General features: G+C 62.9%; 22 protein-coding genes. 7 read left to right on the top strand and 15 right to left on the bottom strand.

Going from position 1 to position 23,113, the window contains the following annotated elements; translation table 11 throughout:
* Window positions 1-230: 230 nt before the first annotated feature.
* Both IEX85_RS16035 and IEX85_RS16030 read right to left on the bottom strand, forming a co-directional pair.
* Window positions 231-1,082, bottom strand: coding sequence for a CheR family methyltransferase (locus IEX85_RS16035; protein WP_188861622.1), 852 nt, complete (start codon window positions 1,080-1,082; stop codon window positions 231-233).
* 11 nt (window positions 1,083-1,093) lie between these two features.
* Window positions 1,094-2,035 (bottom strand): chemotaxis protein CheV, encoded by a 942-nt coding sequence (locus IEX85_RS16030; protein WP_188861740.1) that lies wholly within the window; start codon window positions 2,033-2,035, stop codon window positions 1,094-1,096.
* 64 nt (window positions 2,036-2,099) lie between these two features.
* Here IEX85_RS16030 and flgA point away from each other — a divergent pair, with 64 nt between their 5' ends.
* The 3 genes from flgA (at window position 2,100) to IEX85_RS16015 (ending at window position 3,744) form a co-directional block, all read left to right on the top strand.
* Entirely contained in the window at window positions 2,100-2,804 is a 705-nt protein-coding gene (gene flgA / locus IEX85_RS16025) for a flagellar basal body P-ring formation chaperone FlgA (protein WP_188861621.1), read from the top strand.
* 140 nt (window positions 2,805-2,944) lie between these two features.
* Entirely contained in the window at window positions 2,945-3,253 is a 309-nt protein-coding gene (gene flgM / locus IEX85_RS16020) for a flagellar biosynthesis anti-sigma factor FlgM (protein ID WP_188861620.1), read from the top strand.
* 5 nt (window positions 3,254-3,258) lie between these two features.
* A complete protein-coding gene (locus IEX85_RS16015) occupies window positions 3,259-3,744 on the top strand; it encodes a flagella synthesis protein FlgN (RefSeq protein WP_188861619.1) in 486 nt (161 codons plus the stop codon).
* Between the two features lie 42 nt (window positions 3,745-3,786).
* Here IEX85_RS16015 and hppD read toward each other — a convergent pair whose 3' ends face one another.
* From hppD to dctP, 12 genes are all read right to left on the bottom strand, one after another.
* On the bottom strand, window positions 3,787-4,872 hold the full coding sequence (hppD, locus tag IEX85_RS16010; protein WP_188861618.1) for a 4-hydroxyphenylpyruvate dioxygenase: 1,086 nt from the start codon (window positions 4,870-4,872) through the stop codon (window positions 3,787-3,789).
* A 94-nt stretch (window positions 4,873-4,966) separates the two neighbouring features.
* Complete coding sequence (locus IEX85_RS16005; protein WP_188861617.1) at window positions 4,967-5,686, bottom strand: LrgB family protein; 720 nt, start codon at window positions 5,684-5,686, stop codon at window positions 4,967-4,969.
* On the bottom strand, window positions 5,683-6,051 hold the full coding sequence (locus IEX85_RS16000; protein ID WP_188861616.1) for a CidA/LrgA family protein: 369 nt from the start codon (window positions 6,049-6,051) through the stop codon (window positions 5,683-5,685). The genes IEX85_RS16005 and IEX85_RS16000 overlap by 4 nt, the downstream gene beginning before the upstream one ends.
* Window positions 6,052-6,095: 44 nt before the next feature.
* Window positions 6,096-6,920, bottom strand: a complete 825-nt coding sequence (locus tag IEX85_RS15995; RefSeq protein WP_188861615.1) for an IclR family transcriptional regulator domain-containing protein — start codon at window positions 6,918-6,920, stop codon at window positions 6,096-6,098.
* Window positions 6,921-7,104: 184 nt separating this feature from the next.
* Entirely contained in the window at window positions 7,105-8,313 is a 1,209-nt protein-coding gene (gene glcF / locus IEX85_RS15990; protein WP_188861614.1) for a glycolate oxidase subunit GlcF, read from the bottom strand.
* Between the two features lie 4 nt (window positions 8,314-8,317).
* Window positions 8,318-9,376, bottom strand: coding sequence for a glycolate oxidase subunit GlcE (glcE, locus tag IEX85_RS15985; RefSeq protein WP_188861613.1), 1,059 nt, complete (start codon window positions 9,374-9,376; stop codon window positions 8,318-8,320).
* 1 nt (window position 9,377) lies between these two features.
* Window positions 9,378-10,832 carry an FAD-linked oxidase C-terminal domain-containing protein gene (locus IEX85_RS15980; protein ID WP_188861612.1) on the bottom strand — a complete coding sequence of 485 codons (1,455 nt, stop codon included), beginning with the start codon at window positions 10,830-10,832 and terminating at the stop codon, window positions 9,378-9,380.
* Between the two features lie 30 nt (window positions 10,833-10,862).
* Window positions 10,863-11,288 (bottom strand): GlcG/HbpS family heme-binding protein, encoded by a 426-nt coding sequence (locus tag IEX85_RS15975; protein WP_188861611.1) that lies wholly within the window; start codon window positions 11,286-11,288, stop codon window positions 10,863-10,865.
* Between the two features lie 333 nt (window positions 11,289-11,621).
* Window positions 11,622-13,808 carry a malate synthase G gene (locus tag IEX85_RS15970; RefSeq protein WP_188861610.1) on the bottom strand — a complete coding sequence of 729 codons (2,187 nt, stop codon included), beginning with the start codon at window positions 13,806-13,808 and terminating at the stop codon, window positions 11,622-11,624.
* Between the two features lie 115 nt (window positions 13,809-13,923).
* Complete coding sequence (locus IEX85_RS15965; protein WP_188861609.1) at window positions 13,924-15,474, bottom strand: TRAP transporter large permease; 1,551 nt, start codon at window positions 15,472-15,474, stop codon at window positions 13,924-13,926.
* A complete protein-coding gene (locus IEX85_RS15960; RefSeq protein ID WP_188861608.1) occupies window positions 15,474-16,172 on the bottom strand; it encodes a TRAP transporter small permease subunit in 699 nt (232 codons plus the stop codon). The genes IEX85_RS15965 and IEX85_RS15960 overlap by 1 nt, the downstream gene beginning before the upstream one ends.
* Before the next feature lie 66 nt (window positions 16,173-16,238).
* Window positions 16,239-17,351 (bottom strand): TRAP transporter substrate-binding protein DctP, encoded by a 1,113-nt coding sequence (gene dctP, locus IEX85_RS15955; RefSeq protein WP_188861607.1) that lies wholly within the window; start codon window positions 17,349-17,351, stop codon window positions 16,239-16,241.
* Between the two features lie 247 nt (window positions 17,352-17,598).
* Between dctP and IEX85_RS15950 the strand changes: the two genes are divergently transcribed.
* The 4 genes from IEX85_RS15950 (at window position 17,599) to glxR (ending at window position 22,306) form a co-directional block, all read left to right on the top strand.
* Window positions 17,599-18,357, top strand: a complete 759-nt coding sequence (locus tag IEX85_RS15950) for an FCD domain-containing protein (protein ID WP_188861606.1) — start codon at window positions 17,599-17,601, stop codon at window positions 18,355-18,357.
* A 259-nt stretch (window positions 18,358-18,616) separates the two neighbouring features.
* The gene (gene gcl / locus IEX85_RS15945) at window positions 18,617-20,341 is read left to right on the top strand and encodes a glyoxylate carboligase (protein ID WP_188861605.1); all 1,725 of its coding nucleotides are present in this window, start codon (window positions 18,617-18,619) and stop codon (window positions 20,339-20,341) included.
* 143 nt (window positions 20,342-20,484) lie between these two features.
* A complete protein-coding gene (gene hyi, locus IEX85_RS15940) occupies window positions 20,485-21,267 on the top strand; it encodes a hydroxypyruvate isomerase (RefSeq protein WP_188861604.1) in 783 nt (260 codons plus the stop codon).
* Window positions 21,268-21,418: 151 nt separating this feature from the next.
* Window positions 21,419-22,306 (top strand): 2-hydroxy-3-oxopropionate reductase, encoded by an 888-nt coding sequence (gene glxR / locus IEX85_RS15935; protein WP_188861603.1) that lies wholly within the window; start codon window positions 21,419-21,421, stop codon window positions 22,304-22,306.
* A 123-nt stretch (window positions 22,307-22,429) separates the two neighbouring features.
* On the opposite strand, the gene IEX85_RS15930 is transcribed toward glxR, so the two are convergent.
* Window positions 22,430-23,020, bottom strand: coding sequence for an NADPH-dependent FMN reductase (locus IEX85_RS15930; RefSeq protein ID WP_188861602.1), 591 nt, complete (start codon window positions 23,018-23,020; stop codon window positions 22,430-22,432).
* Window positions 23,021-23,113 lie beyond the last annotated feature (93 nt).

Genomic DNA, 23,113 nt, shown 5'->3' with positions numbered 1-23,113 from the left:
GCAGCCGATTGCCGCTTTGCCGCCGGGCGGCAAGGATGGAATGGTTACGCGTCAGGCATTAAGGGTTACGGGTTACGGGTTACGGGTTACGGAGATCGTCGCCCCTGCGCCGTAGGGCACCTTGAGCCTAAGCGAAACGTGCCAGGTATCCGGCGCCGTTCGCTTGGCCCTAGGAAGCGACGATCCGCCAGCTGGCAAAGCATTCGCGGCGGGGCGCCGCTCCCACGGTTTCAAACGGCCTGATAGATAATGCCGGGGCGGCAGTGAATCATGCGGTAGCAGTCGGACAATCCCGACAGCGACTCGGAGGCGCCGAGGAAGAGATACCCGCCCGGTCGCAACTGCGCGCGCATGCGGCGCAGGATGTCGAGCTTGAGTTCGGTGGAGAAATAGATCAGTACATTGCGGCAGAAGATGATGTCGAACTGGCCGAGACTGCCGTAGGGGCCGAGCAGGTTGAGGCTCTGGAAGCGCACCCGCGAGCGGATGCCGGGCTTGAGCGTCCAGCTGCCGTCGGTTTCGCGCATGAAGTGACGCTGCAGGCGGTCCTGCGCCAGCCCGCGGCCGATCGCCAGCATCTCGTAACGCCCTGAGCGGGCCTGCTCCAGCACCCGGCTGGAAATATCGGTCGCCAGAATTTCCTCACCGGCGCCGAAGGCGCCCGGGTTCGCCTGTCGGTACTCGTCCAGCAGCATGCTGATGGAATAGGGTTCCTGACCGGTCGAACAGGCCGCCGACCAGATACGCAGGCGGCGGTAACCGATCTCGCCGCGCAGCTCCGGCAGCACTCTGCCGGAGAGAATTTCGAACGGGTGTACGTCGCGGAACCAGAGCGTTTCATTGGTGGTCATCGCATCGATGACCTGCTCGCGAAGGCGCAGACCGGAAGGGCTCTTGAGCAGCTTGAGCAGGTCGCTCAGACAGGCGACCCGCTGCTCGCGCATGATGGTACCGAGCCGGCTCTGCACCAGATACTGTTTGTGCTCGGCCAGCAGAATGCCGCAGCTGGATTCGAGAAACTGGCAGAACTGCCGAAAATCGTCGCTCTTGATATTGAAAGACAGCCCTGTCCCCTGAATCATCCTGTCGTCCTTCAGCGCGCCGCTTTGACCTTCTCGATACGTTCGACCACCACCGAGGCGAGATCGTTGGGATTGAACTTGGCCAAAAAGCCATCGGCCCCGACCTTTTTCACCATCGAGACGTTGAAGCCACCGCTCAGGGAGGTATGCAGCACCACGTTGAGCCGGGCCATCCGGGTGTCCTCGCGTACCATCGAGGTAAGGGTATAACCATCCATCTCGGGCATCTCGATGTCGGAAATCATCATCAGAAACACCTCGCTGGGATCATGCCCCTTGTCCGCAAGCTGACACAGCAGGTTCCAGGCCTGACGACCATTGTTGGCGGCCGTCACCTTGACGCCCAGATCCTCGAGACTGCGCTGCATCTGGTGCCGTGCGACACTGGAGTCATCGACGATGAGCACATGATGCTGCTTCGCCTCACGACGCACGTCCTCGGTGGCGACCTCCTCGCTGACCGCTGTCGGAGTCGGGTACAGGTCCGCCAGAATCTGCTCCACATCGAGAATCTCGATCAGCCGGCCCTCGAACTCGAACACCGCCGTCAGGTAGTTCTCTGCGCCGATCTCCGCCGGCGGCGGCATGATCTGATCCCACTGGGTATTGAAAATGCGGTTGACGCTGCGAACCAGAAACGCCAGGGTGCGCTTGTTGTATTCGGCGACGATCAGGAAGCAGCCCTGTCGCTGGTCCTGTGGGATCGGAGTCCGTCCAATGGCCTCGGACAGATCCAGCACCGGGATGGTTTCCCCGCGAATATGCGCCATCCCCTTCACCGCCGTCGTCTGGCGAGGTACCTCGGTGAGATGCGGGCATTGCAGCACTTCACGCACCTTGAACACGTTGATACCGTACTGCTGATCGGTTTCCAGCCCGAACAGCAGCAGCTCCAGCCGGTTCTGCCCGACCATCTGGGTTCTCAGGTTTACAGTGTCCAGGATACCTGACATCATCACTACCCGTTGCTTTGTTTACAAAAGTCGCTAAAAGTCCCAATGCGGTCAGGACATCCTTGTGAGCCGTCCTTATTTAACACCACTCATCGCTGGCCTGACCACCTTTTTGCTGCTGGGGCCTGCGCAGGCCGAAACCCGCGCCGCCGACGTCGAGGCAGCCGCAGCGCGCTACCTCGAACAACATTATCGGCAGCAGTTTCCAAATGCTGAGATCCGATTGCACCTGAACCCGGTCAGCACCGCCCTGCAACTGCCCGACTGCAGCAGCCCGCTGAGCGTGGAGCCGCCACGCGGCAGCGGCAGCCGCCTTACGACCCGTGTATCCTGCGCCGGCCCGCGCAACTGGGGTCTGTTCGTCACGGCCCGAGTCGAAGTGCTGCGGGACGTCGTCGTCAGCCGTCGCCCGCTCGGTCGCGGCGAGATCATCGATAACCGTGATATCAGCATCCGGCAGCAGGATATCAGCGACAACAGCCGCGGCTACTACACCCGCCCGGAAGACGTTATCGGCCGCAGCGCCAGCCGCAACATCGCCAACGGCAGCCTGCTCAACGCCGGTATGCTGACCGAGCCTGTGCTGATTCACCGCGGCGACAGCCTCATCATCGAGGTCAAAACCGGCAGCCTGCGCATTCGCGCCCAGGGCACCGCGCTCGAAGACGGCGAAAAGGGCGAGCAGATCCGGGTGCGTAACGACCGCTCGGGCGAGGAGATACGGGCACGTATCGTCGCCAGGGGTCTGGTACACCCGGCCGGACGCTGAAGCATTCTACGTTTTGCGACCCAGGCCCGGGGCGCTAAAATACACAGACGCGGGTTTCGATATGCGCCAGATCAAAAAAACCTAAAGATTTTCCGAATCGGCCGATAACCCTCAGCGTAAGGCAAATGAGGACACACAGGATGGCAATCAATTTCACGGGACTGCCTCCGCACAGCCAGGCTAACAGTACCCGTGCCAAAACCGACAACGACACCGTCACGGAACGGCGGCCGGCGGCGCAAGCGCCATCTGCCGGCAGCAGTGACGAAGTGCGTCTGAGTGAAGCCATGAAGGCCCTGCAGGCAGCGGACAAGCGTCTGGCCGACACCCCGGAAGTGGATGAAAAGCGGGTGGCAGAGCTGCGTGCCGCAATCGAGAGCGGCAGCTATCAGATCGATTCCCAGCGCGTCGCCGAACGCATGCTGGACTTCGAATCCCTGCTGGACTGAACCCCTTGAGCTCGAGCGCCGCAGAATCCTTCACCACCCTGGCTCGCCGGGGTAGCGCCGTTCTGGCGGATCTGCGGGCGCAGCTCGACGCCGAGCTTGCAGCCCTGCAGCGGCAGGACCTGGACGCGCTGCGCGGCTCGACCGACGCCAAACAGCATTTGCTGGCACAGTTTTCCGAAATCAACCGGGAACGTACTGCACTGTTGTCCGGCTGCGGCATCGAAGCGTCCGGCGCTGCTGTGTCCACCTGGCTGAACAGTCTGCCGGAACCGCAGCGTCCTGTGGCCGATGAGGCCTGGCAGCAGCTGCAGCAGGATCTGGAAGAGATCAGCCGACTCAACCTGCGCAACGAACAGGTGATCGTGCGCAACAGCCGCAACAACGAGCAGCTGCTCAATCTGCTGCGTGGCCAGAACCCGGCCCAGACCCTCTACAACGCAACCGGCACCAAGGGGCCGGCGGCCGCTCAGAAGCGTATCGGCAAGGCCTGATTTGGGAACCTGCGAACAAGTCCCATTTGATCTCTGTGGGACTTATTCGCAGCTTCCCTTGATCACGCCGCGCTGAATCTGGTCGCGTTCGATCGATTCGAACAGCGCCTTGAAATTACCCTCGCCGAATCCCTCGTCCTGCTTGCGCTGGATGAACTCGAAGAACACCGGCCCCAGCAGAGTGCTGGAAAATATCTGCAACAGCAGCTTCACCTCGCCGTCCGCGGTACTGCCATCGACCAGAATGCCGCGCGCCTTGAGCTCCTCCACCGGCTCGCCGTGCCCCGGCAAACGCTCCTCGAGCATTTCGTAATAGGCATCGGGTGGCGCCGTCATCAGCGGCACGCCGTTGTCACGCAAACGATCGACGCAGCCCGGCAGATCGTCGCAGCGCAGGGCGATATGCTGTACCCCTTCGCCGTTGAACTGCATCAGGAACTCCTCGATCTGACCGGTGCCTCCGGCGGAGGCTTCCTCGTTGAGGGGAATGCGGATCTTGCCGTCCGGCGCCGTCATCGCCTTGGAAGTCAGGCCGGTATACTCGCCCTTGATGTCGAAGTAGCGGATCTCGCGAAAGTTGAACAGGCGCTCGTAGAAGTCGGCCCAGAAGGCCATGCGGCCACGATAGACGTTATGGGTCAGGTGGTCGATCTCGTAGAAGCCGCAGCCCTCGGGGTGACGGTCGACGCCGTCGAGAAACTCGAAATCGATATCGTAGATCGACGAGCCCTCTTCGAAACGGTCGATCAGGTAAATGGGCGCGCCACCGATACCCTTGATTGCGGGCAGCCGCAGCTCCATGGGCCCCGTGGGGATCTCCAGCGGCTGAGCCCCGCGCTCGAGCACGTGGGCGTAGGCGGCGTGGGCATTGCGCACCCGAAAGCCGAACCCGCAGGCGGACGGACCATGCTCCTGGGCAAAATAGTCGGCAAGGCTTTTTTTCTCGCGGTTGAGAATGAAGTTGATGCCGCCCTGGCGGTAAAGATCGACCTGCTTGGAGCGATGCCGCGCCACCTTCGTGAAACCCAGCATGCGCAGCACCTGTGCAACCTTGTCGGGCTCGGGACCTGCAAACTCGACGAACTCGAAGCCGCAGAGCCCCGCGGGATTTTCGAAAAGATCACCCATGACTGGCCTCCTCTATGCACGGACGGACCGGCTCCGAGACAGTCCCGGCCCTGAACCTGTGGTCACGCTTTAAGCATAGCCCGCAGCGGCGGGGTCAGAGCCAGATCAGCAGCAGAGTGCCGGCCAGGACAGCCGTGAGCACCGCATTCATCGCCATGCCGATGGAGCTGTAGACGCCGGTAACGACGTGCTGCTGGAAGGCGGCGGCGGTGCCGATGCCGTGGGCATTGACGCCCAGTGCCAGGCCGCGGGCACGTCGGTCGCGGATCCGCAGCCGTTGCATCAGCGGCAGCGACAGCACCGCGCCGAAAATACCGGTGACGGCGCAGATGACCGCCGCCAGCTCCGGTATGCCGCCAATGTCCTGGGCGATGCCCATGGCCACCGGCGCGGTCACGGATTTGGGCACCAGCGTCAGCAGCAGGCTGCGGTCGAGGCCGAACAGCCAGGCCAGCCCCAGCGCACTGAGCACCGACACCAGCGAACCGGCCAGCAGCGCCGGCAGCAGCGCCGGCAGGCTACGCCTCAGACTTTGCCGACTCTGCCACATCGGCAGCGCCATGCACACCACTGCCGGCCCCAGCATCACATGGATGAACTGGGCGCCGGCAAAATAATCCTCGTACGAGACGCCGGTCAGCGACAGGAACAGCACCAGCAGGCATACGGTGGTGGCCACCGGATTGAGCCAGGGCGAATAACGCGCACTGCGATGCAGCCACTGCGCCAGCACGAAAGCCGACAGCGTCACCAGCAACCAGATCAGAGGGTTTCGCTCCAGGTAGACCCAGAACGCCAGCGGCTCAAGGCTCATGGCTCCAGCTCCCCGTCCCGCGCCGGCGCCAGGCGCCGCGCCAGTGTGGCGAAAACCCAGGCCGTCACCGCCAGGCCGACGATCAGGCTCAGCAACAGCACCGCCAGCAGCTGCAGCAGGATGGGACTGACCAGATCGAGATGACGCACGATACCGACCGCCGCCGGAACGAACAAAAGCGACATGTTGGCAAGAAAGAAACGCGTCACCTGCTCGAGCTCCTTCCATTCCCGCGGCAGCAGTGGCAACAGCAGCAGGAACAGCAGCATGCCGAGCACAGGTCCCGGCACCGGTAACGCCATCAGTTCGGCCACCAGGGTTCCGAGCACCTGGAGGCCGATAATCAGAGTCAGCGCGACAAGCATCCGACGTAGCTCCCTTTGTTGCCTCGCAGCGCCTTAGCAGGCGGTTAAGACGGACGGTGGCCGCCAATGGCACGGGTAATGCCGTCGGCCGCCTTGATCACCGCGGCGCTATAGACCGGAATGCGGTCCGACTTCACCCGCACAGAGGGCCCTGAGATCGAGACGGCGGCGATCGCTTCGGCGTTTTCGTCGTAAATGTTGGCCGCCACGCAACGCAGGCCCGAGGTCTGCTCCTCGTTGTCGACCGAATATCCCTGGTCGCGAATGCGCCCGAGCTCCTCGAGAAAGGCGCTTGGCGAAGTAATGGTGTTGGGCGTCATCGCCTCGAGACCGGTGCGCTGTATGATCGCCATCACCGTATCGTCTTCGAGCGCCGATAACAGCGCCTTGCCGACACCGGCAGCATGCAGCGCGCCGCGGCTGCCGATCTGCACCACCATGCGCATCACCTCGTTGCACTCCACCTGACCGACGAACACGTGTTGCACGCCTTCCAGAACCGCAAGATTCGAGGTTTCGCCGGTCTCGGCGACCAGCTGCTTCATGTAAGGGCGGGCCTGGGCGACGAAATCACGCTTCTTGAGATAGGCACTGCCGACCGAGAAAGCGGTGACCCCGACCGACCAGAGTCCGCTCTGTTCGTCGTAGTCCACGAAGTCCAGCTGGCGCATGCTGTTGAGCAGCCGGTGCGCGGTCGAGGGCGCCAGCCCGACGCCGCCGGACAGCTCGGTCAGGTTGAGGCCGATATCAGAGGTCGCCAGACGCTGCAGCAGCGTCAGCGCCCGGGTCAGGGACTGCACCTGCCCGGCTCCGGAGGAAGCGTTTTTCTTGCTGGCACTGCTGCGCGCGTCGCTGCGGCGTTCACTCATCGAGACTTTTCCCTGTGGCGGTCTGGGCGAAAACCGGCACAGCATAGCACCCAGGCGCGCATCATCGAAGCGTGCGCGCTGGCGGTAAAGTACGGTGCGGTGCGCTTCGCTTACCGGCACCCTACGATATATCGGGCCCCGTAGGGTGCCGGTGAGCAACGCGAACCGCACCGATTAAGCACCTTCACCGGTCCAACAGCTCGATCCAGTGCTGCACCGGCACCTCGGATCGGGTTTCGAGGTGCAGCTGGCAGCCGATATTGGCGGTAACGATCCGGTCCGGATTGTCGACGGTCAGCGCTTTCAGCTTGTTGTTCAGCAGCCGCTGGCTCATCTTGGGCTGCAGGATCGAATAGGTACCGGCCGAACCGCAGCACAGGTGCCTGTCGCGGGTGACGGCCAGGTCAATGCCGGCCTTGCGCAATACCTGCTCGACCACGCCGCTCTGCTTCATCGCATGCTGCAACGTGCAGGGACAATGGAAGGCGACCTTGTCGCTGCCCTTGTCCGGACCGAGCTTCGACAGGTCCTCATCCAGCAGTACGGCACCGAGATCCCGGGTCAGCTCGCTGACCCGGCGCGCCTTGTCGGCATACTCCGGGTCCTGTCGCAGCAAATGCCCGTACTCCTGCACCATGGCGCCGCAGCCCGAGGCGGTCATCACGATCGCCTCGGCGCCGGCCTCGATCGCGGGCCACCAGGCATCGATATTGCGCCGCATGAAATCGAGCCCGTCCTGGTGCGCCGACAGGTGGTAACTGACGGCGCCACAGCAGCCGGCCTTCGGCGCCTCGACCAGGGTGATGCCAAGACGGTCCAGCACCCGGGCTGCCGCCGCATTGGTATTGGGTGCGGCCGCCGGCTGGGCACAGCCGGCCAGAGCCAGCATCACCCTCGGGTGGCTGCTCGCGGGCCAGGGTTTCGCCACGCGCCGGGGCGGCACCTTGGTCTTGAGCGGCGCCGGCAGCAGCGGTCGCAACAGCTGGCCGGCACGCAGCAGCGGGGTAAAGCGATGGCGATAGGGCAGCACCTGGCGCAGTCCCCAGCGCAGCAATCGCTCCTTCGGTTCTCTTGGCAGTTGCGCCTCGACGAGACCGCGACCGATATCCACCAGCCGACCGTACTGGACGCCCGACGGACAGGTGGTTTCGCAGCTGCGACAGGTCAGGCAGCGGTCGAGGTGAGTACGGGTCTTCTCGGTGACCTTGCCGTCCTCGAGCAGCTGTTTGATCAGGTAGATGCGCCCGCGCGGCCCGTCACGCTCGTCGTTGAGCTCCTGATAGGTCGGACAGGTGGCGGTGCAGAAGCCGCAGTGTACGCAGGTGCGCAGAATCTCTTCGGCCTCCTGCCCCTGCGCGCTGTTCTTGTATTGCGGGAGAATATTGGTTTTCATGGCGTCACATCCAGCTGTAGAGGCGTCCGGGATTGAACAGGCCGTCCGGATCGAAGGCCCGCTTCAGCCGCTGCTGAATCAGCCTGAGCGCCGGCGCCTGCGCGGGCATCACCTCGCCGCTGCGGTCACCGCCACGGAACAGGCTGACCTGACCTCCGGCCTCAGCGGCCAGCGCGTCCAGCCGGGCCCGGTCGGCATCGCCCCGGTACCAGCGCTGGGCGCCGCCCCAGTCGATCAGCCAGTCGCCCTCGAGCGGCAGCGGCTCGGCGCTCGACCGCAGCGAGAAGCGCCACAGCGGCGCGTCGCCGTCGAAAAAGCCGAGACGCTGGTCGCGCAGCTCCCGCCAGAAGGCCACATCGTTCTCGAGCAACTCGCCGCCCCACTGACGCACGGTGGCGTCGACGGCGCTGCGGGCGCCGGAAAGGCGCAGGTAGAGACGACCGTCGTGCCAGCACGCGGCCGAGAGCGGCTTTGGCTGGCCGGCGCGCTCGTTCATCAGACGCACCGCCTCGGCCATGCTGGTCTCTGTCACCAGGGTCAGGGTCTCGCCAGGCTTGGGCAGCACCTTGAGGCTGACCTCGGTGATCAGACCCAGCGTTCCCATGGCTCCGGCCTGCAGGCGCGAGACATCGTAGCCGGCGACGTTCTTCATCACCTGGCCGCCGAAACGCAGCTCCTCGCCGAGACCGTTGATAAGCCGGATACCCAACACCTGGTCGCGCACCGAGCCCCCCCAGGGCCGGCCGGGCCCGGACTGGTTGCAGGCCAGGGTACCGCCGAGGGTGGCATTGCCGCCGAAGCATGGCGGCTCGAACGACAGCATCTGTCCCTGTTCGTCCAGCGCGGCGACGATCTCCTCGAGCGGCGTGCCGGCCCGGGCCGTCAGCACCAGCTCCACCGGTTCGTAGCTGACGATGCCACGGTGACGGCCGACCTCGAGCGCCTCGCCCTGCGGCTCGCGGCCCATGAAGCGCTTGCTTGCGCCGCCGCGAATATCGAGTTTGGTTGCGCCCGCACGCGCCTGCAGGATCTGTTCCCGCAGCTGTTGGCTGATATCGCTCATTTCAGGCTCCCACGGCTTCGGGGTTGGCTTCGATCGACCGGTACTCCTGGCAGCGGCGCAGCGTCGGCACTCCCTTGCCGGGATTCAGCGTACCCTGCGGATCGAAGGCATCCTTGATCGCGTTAAACTGGCGCAACTCCTGATCGCTGAACTGCACCGGCATCTGCCGGAGCTTCTCAACCCCGACACCGTGCTCGCCGGTGATGCAGCCGCCGACCTCGACGCAGAGCTCGAGTATCTTGCCGCCGAGCTCTTCTGTCTTCTCGAACTCCCCCGGGACGTTGGCATCGAACAGGATCAGCGGATGCAGGTTGCCGTCGCCGGCATGGAAAACGTTGGCGACCCTCAGACCGACCCGCTCCGCCATCCGGTCCATCTCGGTCAGCACCTGAGCCAGTTTGCCGCGCGGTATGGTGCCGTCCATGCAGTAATAGTCCGGCGAGATGCGCCCGACCGCAGGGAATGCCGACTTGCGGCCTTTCCACAGCAGCGCACGTTCGGCCTCGTCATGGGAAGTGCGGACCGAGGTGGCACCAAGCTGAGCGAACAGGGTTTCGACCGTTTCGATATGCTCCTGCACCTCCTCAGCCGTTCCGTCAACCTCGCACAGCAGCAGCGCCCGGGCGTCGCGCGGATAGCCGGCCCTGGCGAAGTCCTCGGCCGCCTGGATGGCATGGGTGTCCATCATTTCCAGCCCGCCCGGAATGATGCCCGCGGCGATGATGCCGCCGACCGCGTCACCGGCGGTCTGGACATTGTCGAATCCGGCCATCACCACCCGCGCCCGTTCCGGCGTCGGCAGCAGCTTGACGCGCACTTCGGTGACGATGCCGAGCAGCCCCTCGGAGCCCGTCATCAGCGCCAGCAGGTCCATGCCGGCACTGTCCAGCCCCTCACCGCCAATCTGCACCCGCTCGCCCTCGACCGTGACCATTTCGACGCCGAGAATATTGTGAACCGTCAGACCGTACTTGAGGCAGTGCACGCCGCCGGAGTTCTCGGCCACGTTGCCACCGATGGTGCAGGCGATCTGGGACGAAGGATCCGGGCCGTAGTAAAGGCCGAACGCGGCCGCTTCCTCACTGATCGCCAGATTCCGTACACCGGGCTGCACCCGGGCGCTGCGGGCCAGTGGATCGATCTCGAGGATACGGTTGAACTTTGCCAGCGACAGCACCACACCTTCGGCATGGGGCATGGCGCCGGCGCACAGGCCGGTACCGGCGCCCCGGGCGACCACCGGCACCTGCTCGCGATGACAGATGCGCAGCACCTCCTGTACCTGCTCGACGGTTTCCGGCAGCACCACCAGCATCGGCATTTCACAGTACATCGAGAGGCCGTCGCACTCGTAGGGGCGCAGCGTTTCGTCGTCGCTGATCACGTATTCGGGATCGATAAAGCGCCGAAAGCGTTCCGCCAGCTGTGCCTTTGTTGAATTGTTCAGATTGCTCATCTGGCTCTCCGGATTTAGCGTTGCCTGGGCCTATCCCTGATGACGGCGCCAGTGTTCGATGCCAGCCTGGGCGCAGGCCATGTCCTGTTGCGGCGTGCCGGAACTGATGCCGATACCGCCGACCACCGCGCCCTCGACCAGGACCGGCAGGCCGCCGCCAACCACGCTGAGGCGTCCACCGAGCGCCGTATGGATACCGAACACCAGATTGCCCGGCGTGCAGGCCTGATTGTATTCGTGGGTCGCCTTGCGCGCAGCGGCTGCGGTAAAGGCCTTGTCCTGGGCGACGGTAATACTGGTCACCTTACCACCGTCCATGCGTTCGAAGGCAATCAGGTTGCCGGACTCGTCGGTGACGGCAATGCACATCGGCACTCCGATCTCGCGGGCATGGGCCGCCGCACCTTCGATCATCAAACCGGCATCGGCCAGATCGAGCCTCTGTATGGACAACATCGCTTCTCACTCCTGTTAGATGAAACTTTTACGGCATTGCTTCTTTATGACTGATGGGTTTACGGAATCGTAGGATGGGTGAAGCGATGCACCCCATTGAATTTGAAAGTTTCCTTCATCGTTCGGGCATCGCGAAACCCATCACATCGATCGCATTACAGATCGATTGTCTTCGGCTACTGTGCGAGCACCGGCCGTGAGAACCGCAAGACAGCCGATGCCCAGGCGCCTTCGGCACCTATGATGGGTTGCGCCGCAGTAAATCCGCTGCGAACCGTCAGCATCGTGCCGTTGCGGCTTCACCCATCCTACAATTCTTCACACACCCGGGATTCAATCAGCCGACAGCGCTTTCACCTCGCGGCGCCAGTGATGCAGCAGCGGCTCGGTATAGCCGTTGGGTTGTTCGCAGCCCTTGAAGATCAGGTCGCAGGCCGCCTTGAAGGCAACGCTGCGGTCATAATCCGGATCCATCTTGCGATAGTTCGGATCGCCGGCGTTCTGGTTGTCCACCACCGCCGCCATCCGATGCAGTGTATCCAGCACCTGATCGTCGGTGCAGATACCGTGCAGCAGCCAGTTGGCCAGGTGCTGGCTGGAGATGCGCAGCGTCGCGCGATCCTCCATCAGGCCTGTATTGTGGATGTCGGGCACCTTGGAACAGCCGATACCCTGGTCGACCCAGCGCACCACGTAGCCGAGAATCCCCTGCACGTTGTTGTCGAGCTCGGCCTGGATCTGCTCCGGAGCGAGTCGCAGGTTGCCCAGCAACGGCGGCATCAGCAACAGGTCGAGGCTGGCACGGGCGCGCTGCGCCAGCTCGGTCTGACGCGCCGCCACATCGACCTGGTGGTAGTGGATTGCATGCAGCGTGGCCGCTGTCGGCGACGGTACCCAGGCGCAATTGGCGGCGGCCTGGGGGTGACCGATCTTGACCTCCATCATCCGCGCCATCTCGTCCGGCATCGGCCACATGCCCTTGCCGATCTGCGCCACGCCCTGCAGGCCGCACTCGAGACCGATATCGACATTGCGGTTCTCATAGGCCCTGATCCAGGGCTGTGCCTTGATCACTTCCTTGGGCAGAACCGGGCCCGCCTCCATGCAGGTATGAATCTCGTCGCCGGTACGATCGAGGAAGCCGGTATTGATGAACACCAGACGCTCGCGCGCGGCGCGGATGCATTCCTTGAGGTTCGCCGAGGTACGCCGCTCCTCGTCCATCACCCCCACCTTGAGGGTGTTGCGGCCGAGTCCCAGCGCCTGCTCGACGCGTCCGAACAGCTCGTCGGTGAACGCCACCTCCTCGGGCCCGTGCATCTTCGGCTTGACGATATAGAGGCTGCCGCGACGGCTGTTGCGGTATCGCCCCAGGCCCCTGAGGTCATGCAGCGCACAGAGACTGGTGACCATCGCATCGAGAAACCCCTCCGGTACCGGACGGCCATCGCGATCGAGCACCGCATCGGTGGTCATCAGGTGGCCGACGTTGCGCACCAGCAGCAGGCTGCGGCCGTGCAGGCGCAACTCTTCGCCCGCCGGCGTGCGGTACTCGCGGTCCGGGTTCAGTCGCCGGGTCAGTGCGACACCGCCCTTTTCGAACATTTCCTCGAGTGTACCCGTCATCAGGCCGAGCCAGTTGCGGTAGACCGCGACCTTGTCATCGGCATCGACGGCGGCGACCGAATCCTCGCAGTCCATGATGGTGCTCAGCGCCGACTCCAGGATCAGGTCGCGCAAGCCGGAAGCCGCCATGGCGCCGATCGGGTGGTTCCGGTCAATCTGCAGTTCGACATGCAGGCCGTGATGGCGCAACAGGATCGCCCTTACGCCCCGCTCCTCGCTAAAGCCCGCAAACTGCGACGCGTCCTGCAGCCCCGTGACGCGGCCGTCGAGCAGCCGGATGACCAGTTCGATCCGGCCGTTTCGCGCCTCCAGGCTGTAGTCGGCGACATCGCCATGACCGCCCTGCGCCAGCGGCGCTGCCTGGTCGAGGAAGCCGGCCGCCCAGGCGATTACAGCCTCACCGCGCGCAGGGTTGAAAGCATGGCCGCGCCCCAGCCCCCCCGATTCCGGAATCACATCGGTGCCGTAAAGCGCATCGTACAGACTGCCCCAGCGGGCATTGGCGGCGTTGAGCGCAAAGCGCGCATTGTTGACCGGCACCACCAGCTGCGGACCGGCAACCCGGGCAATCTCGTCATCCACCTTGTCCGTACTGATACTGAAGGGCTCTCCTTCCGGTACCAGGTAGCCGATATCCGCGAGAAAGGCCTTGTATTCGGCCATATCCAGCGCTTGCCCCTTGTGGGCCCGGTGCCATTCGTCCAGGTGCGACTGTATTTCATCGCGTTTTTCCAGCAAGGCACGATTCTTCGGCGCCAGATCATCGACGATGGCTTCGAAGGCCTGCCAGAAACGGTCGGGGTCGATACCTGTGCCCGGCGCGGCGTCCCGGGCTATCAGCTCGTAGAGCGGCTTCGCAATCTGCAGGCCGCCAATGCGGATTCTTTCGTTCATGATCACTCTCATCGTATTCACAGGCCGAGCGCATCCCTGCAGCGAACGGGCTGCATCGCGGATGCTTCAGAGGGGTATTGGGGATCCGGCGCAAAGCGCCGGCCCCTGATCGGCGTTAGCCGTACACCAGGTTCGGCAGCCAGGTCACCACGCCCGGCAGCAGGATGCAGACCAAAAGTCCCAAAGCCTGCAGTGCCAGAAACACCAGCGACGACTTGAAGATGGTGCCCATCGTGATCTCGGGCGGGCAGACGCCGCGGATATAGAAGAGCGCATAGCCGAACGGAGGGCTGAGGAACGACATCTGCATGTTGACCAGATAGAGTACGCCGAACCAGAGCACCACATCCTCCCCCGGTACGGCCGGCAGCCCGAACAGACCGTCGAACTCCAGCGCCTGGACGATGGGAATGAAGATCGGTACGGCCAGCAGCAGGATGCCAACCCAGTCCAGGAACATGCCGAGGATCACCAGCAGCACCATCAGCATGAAGAGAATGCCGTAGGGTGACAGCCCGGTGCCAAGGATGGTTTCGGTGATGAAGTCCTGGCCGCCCTGAAGGATGTAGAAGCCGACGAAGACCGAGGCGCCGAACATGATCCACAGCACCATTGCCGAAGCCTTGGCGGTGGTCACCGACGCATCCTTGAGCGCCGCCACCGAGAAGGAACCGTGCTTCCAGGCCACCAGCATGGCACCGAAGGAGCCGATACCGGCCGCCTCCACCGGCGTCGCGATACCGCCGAACAGCAGCCCCAGCACCAGCATGACCAGGATCAGCGGCGCGATCAGATCTTTCAGCAGCAGAAACTTCTGCTTCAGCGAGATGCGCTCCTCGGCCGGCACCGGCGGGCCCAGATCGGGTTTCAGCCAGGTACGGAACAGCACGTAGGCGATATACATGCCGGACAGCATCAGGCCGGGTACGATGGCGCCGAGATAGAGTTCGCCAACCGACTGCTGCGCCACGACGGCGTAGAGGATCGCCAGAATCGACGGCGGAATCAGGATGCCGAGGGTACCGCCTGCCATGATCGAGCCGAGTGCGATCTGGTGATCGTAGCCGCGCTTGAGCATCGCCGGCAGCGCGATGATGCCCATGGTCACCACGGCGGCCCCGATCACCCCGACCATCGCGGCCAGAATCGTCGACGCCAGGATGGTGGCGGTGGCCAGACCGCCATTGAGCCCACCCATCCACTTGTAGACAACGTTGAACATTTCCTCGATCAGACCGGCCCGCTCGAGCATCGATGCCATGAAGATGAACAGCGGGATCGCCGCCAGATCCGAGTTCGTCATCATCGGGAAAATGCGGCCCGGGATGATGTTGAGCATGGTCGCATCACCGACCAGATAGATGAACATCACCCCCAGCCCACCGGTGACGAAGGTCAGCGGCAGCCCCATCATCAGCGCCACCAGCAGCGAGCCGAACATCAGGTAGGTCAGTGGCCCGATCTCGACATCGGCCAGACTGCCGGCCAGACGGAACAGAAAGTACTGGTCCTCGTAGGGATCGAAGAACAGCGTATTGATGGTTTCGATACCGATCACGAAAGCCATCCCCGCCGTCGCCAGTATCATCAGCCAGGTGCCGAGGGTCCCGGTGAAATTGCCCTGTACCGGTTTCAGATCGGTCGAATTCATAACCTTGGTATTCATCAGGAGGCCTCCCGTCCCATACGGACGAACAGCGCGACGTCCTTGATCAGTTTCGAGATGCCGGCCAGCAGAATCAGCACCGAACCGAGCAGCATGACGCCTTTCACCGGCCAGTACTGGATTCCCCAGGTCTCGACGGTGGTTTCACCGATCGAGTAGGCGTTCATGAAAAAGGTCCAGGAAGTCCCGGTCAGGGCCAGCGCGAAAATGAAGAAAAACATCGAGGTGAAGATGTCCATGCCGACCCGGCCGCGCTCGGGCAGAAAGTTGTACATGACGTCGACCCGCACATGGGCGCCGTGCAGCAGCGCAAAACCGCCAGCCATCAGATACTGCATGCCCAGCAGCAGATAGCTGGCCTCGTGCACCCAGATGGTCGGCATGTTGAACAGATACCGCATGACGACCTCGAAGAAATAAAAACAGACGGCGTTGACCGTCCAGAACGCCACGAAGACACCGGACTTTTCGCTGATCCAGTCGATGACACGGGTCAGCCCGTTACCCTCGAAATGGCGCTGAATCACCGGATCCTCGTCCGCCTGGACTTCGCCCATCACCGGGTGAGGCGGCGCTTCCCGCCCCTTGCCGGCGGACTTGAACCTGTCCAGCGCGAGCATGATCAGCGGCATCACCGCGAGCCAGCCCCAGTACAGCCAGTGGGGCATGACGAAACCGAATCCTTCCAACTCAGACATGATGGTCTACCTCTCAAGTTGACTCCGAAGGGGCAGGTCCTGCCCCTTCGGTGTGGATTCGCCCGTTTATTCCATGCCCTTGATGTCGTCCGGCGTGATGTAGCCGACGGTGTCGTTCATCATGTATTTGAGCTGCATGTCGAAAATGGCGCGCGCGTCCTCGTCCTTGTTGGCCCACTTGTACCAGACCGGAATGGCAGCCCGGCGGAAGCGTTCCAGGTCCTCCTGGCTCAGGCGGGAGACATGGCTGCCAGAGGCCTTGAACTTCTCCATCGCCTCGATGTTGCGCTTCTGGATCGTCAGATAGTGGCGCTGTGAGTAGTTACGCACCTCGTCCTCGACGATCTGCTGCACCTTAGGCGACAGTTTTTCCCAGGCTCTCAGGTTTACCGTCAGATCCATCAGGTCGACCGGCTGGTAGATGGACATGACCCCCGGCGGCCCGAACAGGATATTGTCCGTCACCTGGGCGAAGCCCAGCTCGTAGTTCACGGCGGGTCCGACGTAATCGGCGGCATCGATGGTGCCTTTTTCCAGCGCCGGGAAGATATCGGAGCCCGGCAGGCTGACGGTCGAAACCCCGAACTGCTGGAATACCTCGGCCACCATGCCACCCGGCAGGCGGATCTTCATGCCCTTTAGATCATCGAGGCTGTCGACCGGTTTCTTGGAGTGAATGATGTTGGCGTCGTGCTGGATCGGACCGACGTAGAAAAGCCCCAGTTTCCTGTAGATCTCGCGGGTCTTGTCCAGCATGCCCATGCTGTAGAACATGGTGTCCCACTGGTGCGGCTGGTCGGGACCGGCCGGGTAGGAGGACAGGAACACCGAGGCCGGAATCTTACCGGACCAGTAGAGCGTGAAGGGATTCATGCCCTGCAGCACGCCGTTGCGCACGGCGTCGAACAGCGCGTTGTTGTCGGCTGCGACGGATTTCGCCGGGAAGCACTTGAACTTGAGCTCACCCCCGGTTTTCTCTTCCATGCCGTTGCACCAATCCTCGAACAGGGTGTAACCCACGGTGCCGGCATCCCAAACCGACTGCACTTTCCAGGTCGTTGCGGCCTGGGCCGGTACCGCCGTAATCGCGGAGGCGCCGAAAATGGCCGCCGAGGTCAGGACAAGGGATTTCAGAAAGCCGCGCCGCGGCGCCGTCTGGTGGTCGTTCCGATTGTTCATAGACTCACTCTCTCGATGCGTTGTTATTTTTAGCGTTACCGCCGCAGGACAGGGCTCGCAGCGACATGGAGAAGGAGTTTTAGCGGGTCCCGGTTGATCGTCCACTCAATTGCGAACTGGTCCGACCAGTTTTTGACGGGGATATTGGACGCTGGTAGGGGAATACCCGATAGTAGCGGCTCAAACAGGCCACACGCGGGGGCCTGCCCAACTAGACTGAGAACTGGTCCAACCAGTGACGGCAACCATGAATAACAAACACCAGCCGATCGCCCAGGCCATCGCTCACCGCCTCGAGCAACTGATTCTCGACGGCAGCCTGGCGCCCGAGCAAAAGATACCGTCCGAACGCCAGCTGGCCGCAAAACTCGGCGTGTCCCGATCGATCATTCGCGAAGCGCTGCACGAGCTGCATGGTCGCGGCATCATCGAGACCCGCCACGGCAAGGGTTCCTTCGTCGCCTCGATCCTGCCGGAGCCGGAAGACGAAAGCCCGCTGATGCAGCTCTATTTCGGCCATGCCCGCACCCTCTTCGACCTGCTCGAGGTGCGCGAACAGCTCGAGGGGCAGGCCGCGAACCTGGCCGCCCAGCGCGCCACCGACAAGGACCGCTATCGCATCAGCCGCGCTTTCGAGGCGATGGAAGCCGCCGACCCGATGGCTAACGCCGAGCTCGATCATGCCTTTCACAGGGCCATCGCCGAGGCCTCGCACAATCCGGTGCTGATCCACATTCTCAACAGCCTCAAGAGCCTGATGCTGCACTCGGTTCAGGCCTCGGTGCTGAACCTCAGCCATCGCAAGGCGTTCAAGCAGCAGATCGACAAGCACCACCGGCAGATCTACAACGCCGTGATCAGCGGTCAGGCCAACTGGGCGCAGAAGGCGGCCATGGCACACGTCCATCATGTCAGCGAGGCGATGCGTCAGATCGAACAGGAGGAAAAAAGCCTGATACGCGCCGCCCTTGACGACAGCCAGGAACCCGCCCACTCAACAAAATGAAAATAGATTCCAAAATAAAATAAAACTTTTAACGGTTTCCAAAAATGCCTTTAACGGCACCAAAATTCATCCCAATAATCTGTTTTTAAAGGACTAACGGCTTTCCAAAACGCATCGAAAAAAACACCTTAAATCCACATCATGAAATACATTTCCATTTTTTGTTGAAATCCGGGAGCCGAACTGTTTTGATGTAACGCATAAGCGGCCCTGTCAACCGCTTATCGTTTTCACTCAACAGCTCACCGGAGGACGCCCCATGGCCAGAATGCGAGCGATCGAAGCAGCAGTCGAGATTCTCAGGAAAGAAGGGGTCGAGACGGTATTCGGCGTGCCGGGTGCAGCCATCAATCCGATCTATGCGGCGATGAAGAAGCTCGGCGGCATCGACCACGTACTGGCCCGCCATGTCGAAGGCGCCTCGCACATGGCCGATGGCTACAGCCGCGCCAAGCCGGGCAACATCGGCATCTGCATCGGCACCTCGGGTCCCGCTGGCACCGACATGATCACCGGACTCTATGCGGCCTCGGCCGACTCCATCCCGATGCTCTGTATCACCGGACAGGCGCCGCGTGCCCGACTGCACAAGGAGGACTTTCAGGCCGTCGATATCGAATCGATCGCCGAGCCCGTCACCAAATGGGCGACCACGGTACTTGAACCCGGGCTGATCCCGCAGGTATTCCAGAAGGCCTTTCATCTGATGCGCTCAGGCCGTCCGGGGCCGGTCTTGATCGACCTGCCGTTTGATGTACAGATGGCCGAAATCGAATTCGATCCCGAGCTGTATGAACCCCTGCCGCCCTATCGGCCGACGGCAACACGCAAGCAGGTCGAGCGGGCGCTGGAGATGCTGCAGGCATCGGAAAGGCCGCTGATCGTCGCGGGCGGCGGCATCATCAATGCCGACGCCTCCGACAGGCTGGTCGAGTTCGCCGAAACCCTTGGCGTACCGGTCATCCCGACACTGATGGGTTGGGGCGCCATCGCCGACGATCATCCACTGATGGCCGGCATGGCCGGCCTGCAGACCTCGCACCGCTACGGCAATGCCAGCCTGCTGGAGTCGGATTTCGTGCTCGGTATCGGCAATCGCTGGGCCAATCGCCACACAGGCTCCGTCGACGTCTATACCGAAGGACGCACCTTCGTTCACGTCGATATCGAGCCGACCCAGATCGGCCGGGTCTTCACGCCGGACCTTGGCATTGTTTCTGACGCGGCAAGCGCCCTGGAGCTGTTCGTCGAAATCGCCCGTGAATGGCGCTCGGCAGGAAAGCTGAAGGATCGCTCCGGCTGGGCCGCGGACTGCCGCGAGCGCAAACAGACGATGCTGCGGCGCAGTGACTACGACCAGGTACCGATCAAGCCGCAGCGCGTCTATGCCGAGATGAACCGGTTCTTCGGCCGCGATACGCGCTACGTCACCACCATCGGCCTGTCGCAGATCGCCGCCGCCCAGAGCCTGCATGTCTACGAGCCGCGCAACTGGATCAACGCCGGTCAGGCCGGCCCCCTGGGCTGGACGGCTCCCGCCGCGCTCGGCGTCGTCAAGGCCAACCCGGGTCGAGAGGTGGTTGCGATCTCCGGCGACTACGACTTCCAGTTCATGATCGAGGAGCTGGCGGTCGGCGCCCAGTTCAACCTACCCTACCTGCATGTCGTGGTGAACAACTCCTATCTGGGGCTGATCCGCCAGGCACAGCGCAACTTCGACATGGACTACTGCGTGCAGCTGGCCTTCGACAACATCAACGCGCCTGAACTCGAAGGCTACGGCGTCGACCACGTCGCCGTCGTCGAAGGACTGGGCTGCAAGGCGATCCGCGTGCGCGACCCCAACGGGATCGGCAGCGCTTTCGAGGAAGCGCGCCGTCTGATGAGCGAACACCGGGTACCGGTCGTGGTCGAGGTCATTCTCGAACGCGTGACCAATATCGCCATGGGCACCGAGATCGATGCTATAAACGAATTCGAGTAACACAGGGGGAAAGGGGGCCTGCGGGACTCCGATCTTGTGGGAGCCCACTCTGTGGGCGAATTGCCACCGCCGGCACCATTCGCCCGGGGGACCGGGCTCCTACGATTCCTGCCCTCCCCTCCACCGACCACAAGGAGAACACCATGCCACGCTTTTGCGCCAACCTGTCGATGCTTTTTACCGAGCACGACTTTCTGGACCGCTTCGATGCCGCCGCCAAAGCCGGCTTCGAAGGCGTCGAATACCTGTTCCCGTACGACTACGACGCCAGCGAGATCAAGGCAAAACTGGATGCCAACGGCCTGACCCAGGTGCTGTTCAACCTGCCGGCCGGCGACTGGGCCGCGGGCGAGCGCGGCATCGCCTGCCACCCGGACCGCATCGAGGAATTTCGCGCCGGCGTCGACCGGGCAATCGCCTATGCCAAAGTCCTCGGCAACGAACAGGTCAACTGCCTGGCCGGCATACAGCCTGAGGGCGTGTCCGCGAGCCAAGCCGAAGACACTTTCGTCGAAAACCTCAGGTACGCGGCGAAGAAGCTGGAAGACGCCGGTATCCGGCTGGTCATGGAAGCGATCAACACCCGCGATATCCCGGGCTTCTTCCTCAACAACACCCAGCAGGCGCTGCGCATTCGCGACCGGGTGGCCAGCGACAACCTGACGCTGCAGTACGACATCTATCACATGCAGATCATGGAGGGCGATATCTGCCCGACGCTGGAGGCCCATATCGGCGCCATCCGGCACATGCAGCTGGCCGACAATCCGGGCCGCCACGAGCCCGGGACCGGTGAGCTCAACTATCGCTTCATCTTCGGCTTTATCGACCGCATCGGCTACGACGGCTGGATCGGCTGCGAGTACAAGCCCGCCACGACCACCGAAGCGGGCCTGGGCTGGATGAAAGAGCACGGATTGCAGTGACGGGTTACGGGTTACGGGTCTATGTATCCGGTTTCCACGGACAAGTCACGCGTCACGCGTAACCCGTCACCTTCAACGAGACACCTCGAACACCGAATAACTGTGGGGCCGCACCCGCTCCACAGACTGAAACAAACAACGGAGACAACCAATGGCCAATATCGGATTTATCGGTACCGGCATCATGGGCCTGCCCATGGCGCAGAACCTTGCCAACGCCGGCCACCAGCTTTTTGTATCGACCCACCGCAGCCCGGTCCCGGCGGAACTGGCCGGCGCAGAGGGCTGCGCCAGCCCGGCCGAGGTGGCCCGCGCGGCCGAATTCATCATTCTGATGGTACCGGACACGCCGCAGGTCGAAGAGGTGCTGTTCGGCGACAACGGCATCGCCGAAGGGCTTTCGCGCGGCAAGGTGGTGATCGACATGAGCTCGATCTCGCCGCTGGCGACCAAGGATTTCGCCAGGCGTGTCAACGACCTGGGAGCCGAATACCTGGACGCGCCAGTCTCCGGCGGCGAGGTCGGCGCCAAGGCCGGCACCCTCTCGATCATGGTCGGTGGCAGCGAGGAAACCTTCGCCCGCGCCAGGCCACTGTTCGACATCATGGGCCAGAACATTACCCTGGTCGGCGGCAACGGCGACGGCCAGACCGCCAAGGTGGCCAACCAGATCATCGTCGCGCTGAACATCCAGGCGGTGTCAGAGGCGCTGCTGTTCGCCTCGAAGGCCGGTGCGGATCCGGCCCGCGTGCGAGAGGCGCTGATGGGCGGCTTCGCGTCGTCGAAGATTCTCGAGGTTCATGGCGAGCGCATGGTCAAGGGCACCTTCAATCCGGGCTTTCGCATCAAGCTGCACCAGAAGGATCTGAATCTGGCGCTGAGCGGCGCCCGGGAACTGGCTCTGAACCTGCCGAATACGGCACTGGCGCAGCAGAACTTCAGTACCTGCGTCGCGCTCGGTGGCGGCGACTGGGATCACTCGGCCATGATCCGCGCGCTGGAGCATATGGCGAATCACTCGATCCGCGACGAATCCTGAGTTCGCCGCGAGGCGCCGCGCTACGAGCCTGATCAGGGGCCCCGCGCCAGTGGCGAATCACTCGATTCGACAACTAACGCTGTTGTACGCCCCGATCTGCGCGGCGGATACATCCAGGCGGGATCAGGCATCCGACTCGCCGCGCAGCACCTCTTCGAGACTTACCTTGTGGCAAATGGTGTCCTGGATGTACTCGATAAGGTTGCGGGCGGCGCGGCGAATGAACTTCTCGATCTCCGCATCGCGGCAGTTGCCCTCCTCGTCGAAAACCTGCTGCACCTTCGCCACCGACACCGTCATGGGCAGCGGAATCGCACCGACATGGGCGCAGATCGCCCTCAGCTGCTCGGTCGACTTGATCGCGCCGATCACCCCTGCCGCCACGCCGATAAGCTGAACCGGCTTGTCGGCAAGCATGCTCGGGAAGCCCAGGTTGTCGATCGCAAGTTTCATCGGGCTGCTGATACCGCCATGGTATTCCGGCGATACCAGCAGCACGCCCGTCGCTCCCTTCACGGTTTGCTGGAACTGTTCGATGGCATCGGGCTTGCTGGCCGGCAGCCCCGGCAGCGGCATTTCCAGCGCTTCCAGATACACGGGTGTCACCTCGACGTCGGGCAGACTCGCCAGCTCGTCAATGGCCAGTTGCATTGCCTTGGCGCTGTAGTTGCCGGGTCGCACGCTGCCGCAGATGGACACAATTCGAATCGCCATGTTGCTCTCCCTCTATCAGGCCGGGCCGTTTCCGGCATTCGCAAAGTTCAGAACAAAGCGTAGTTCAGTCGGGGCGCTGTCAACGCCTGTGAA

Source organism: Marinobacterium nitratireducens (assembly GCF_014645375.1).
GTDB lineage: Bacteria > Pseudomonadota > Gammaproteobacteria > Pseudomonadales > Balneatricaceae > Marinobacterium_A > Marinobacterium_A nitratireducens.
Note: the sequence above shows the minus strand (reverse complement) of the source record. Positions and strands in the feature narration are given on the sequence as shown.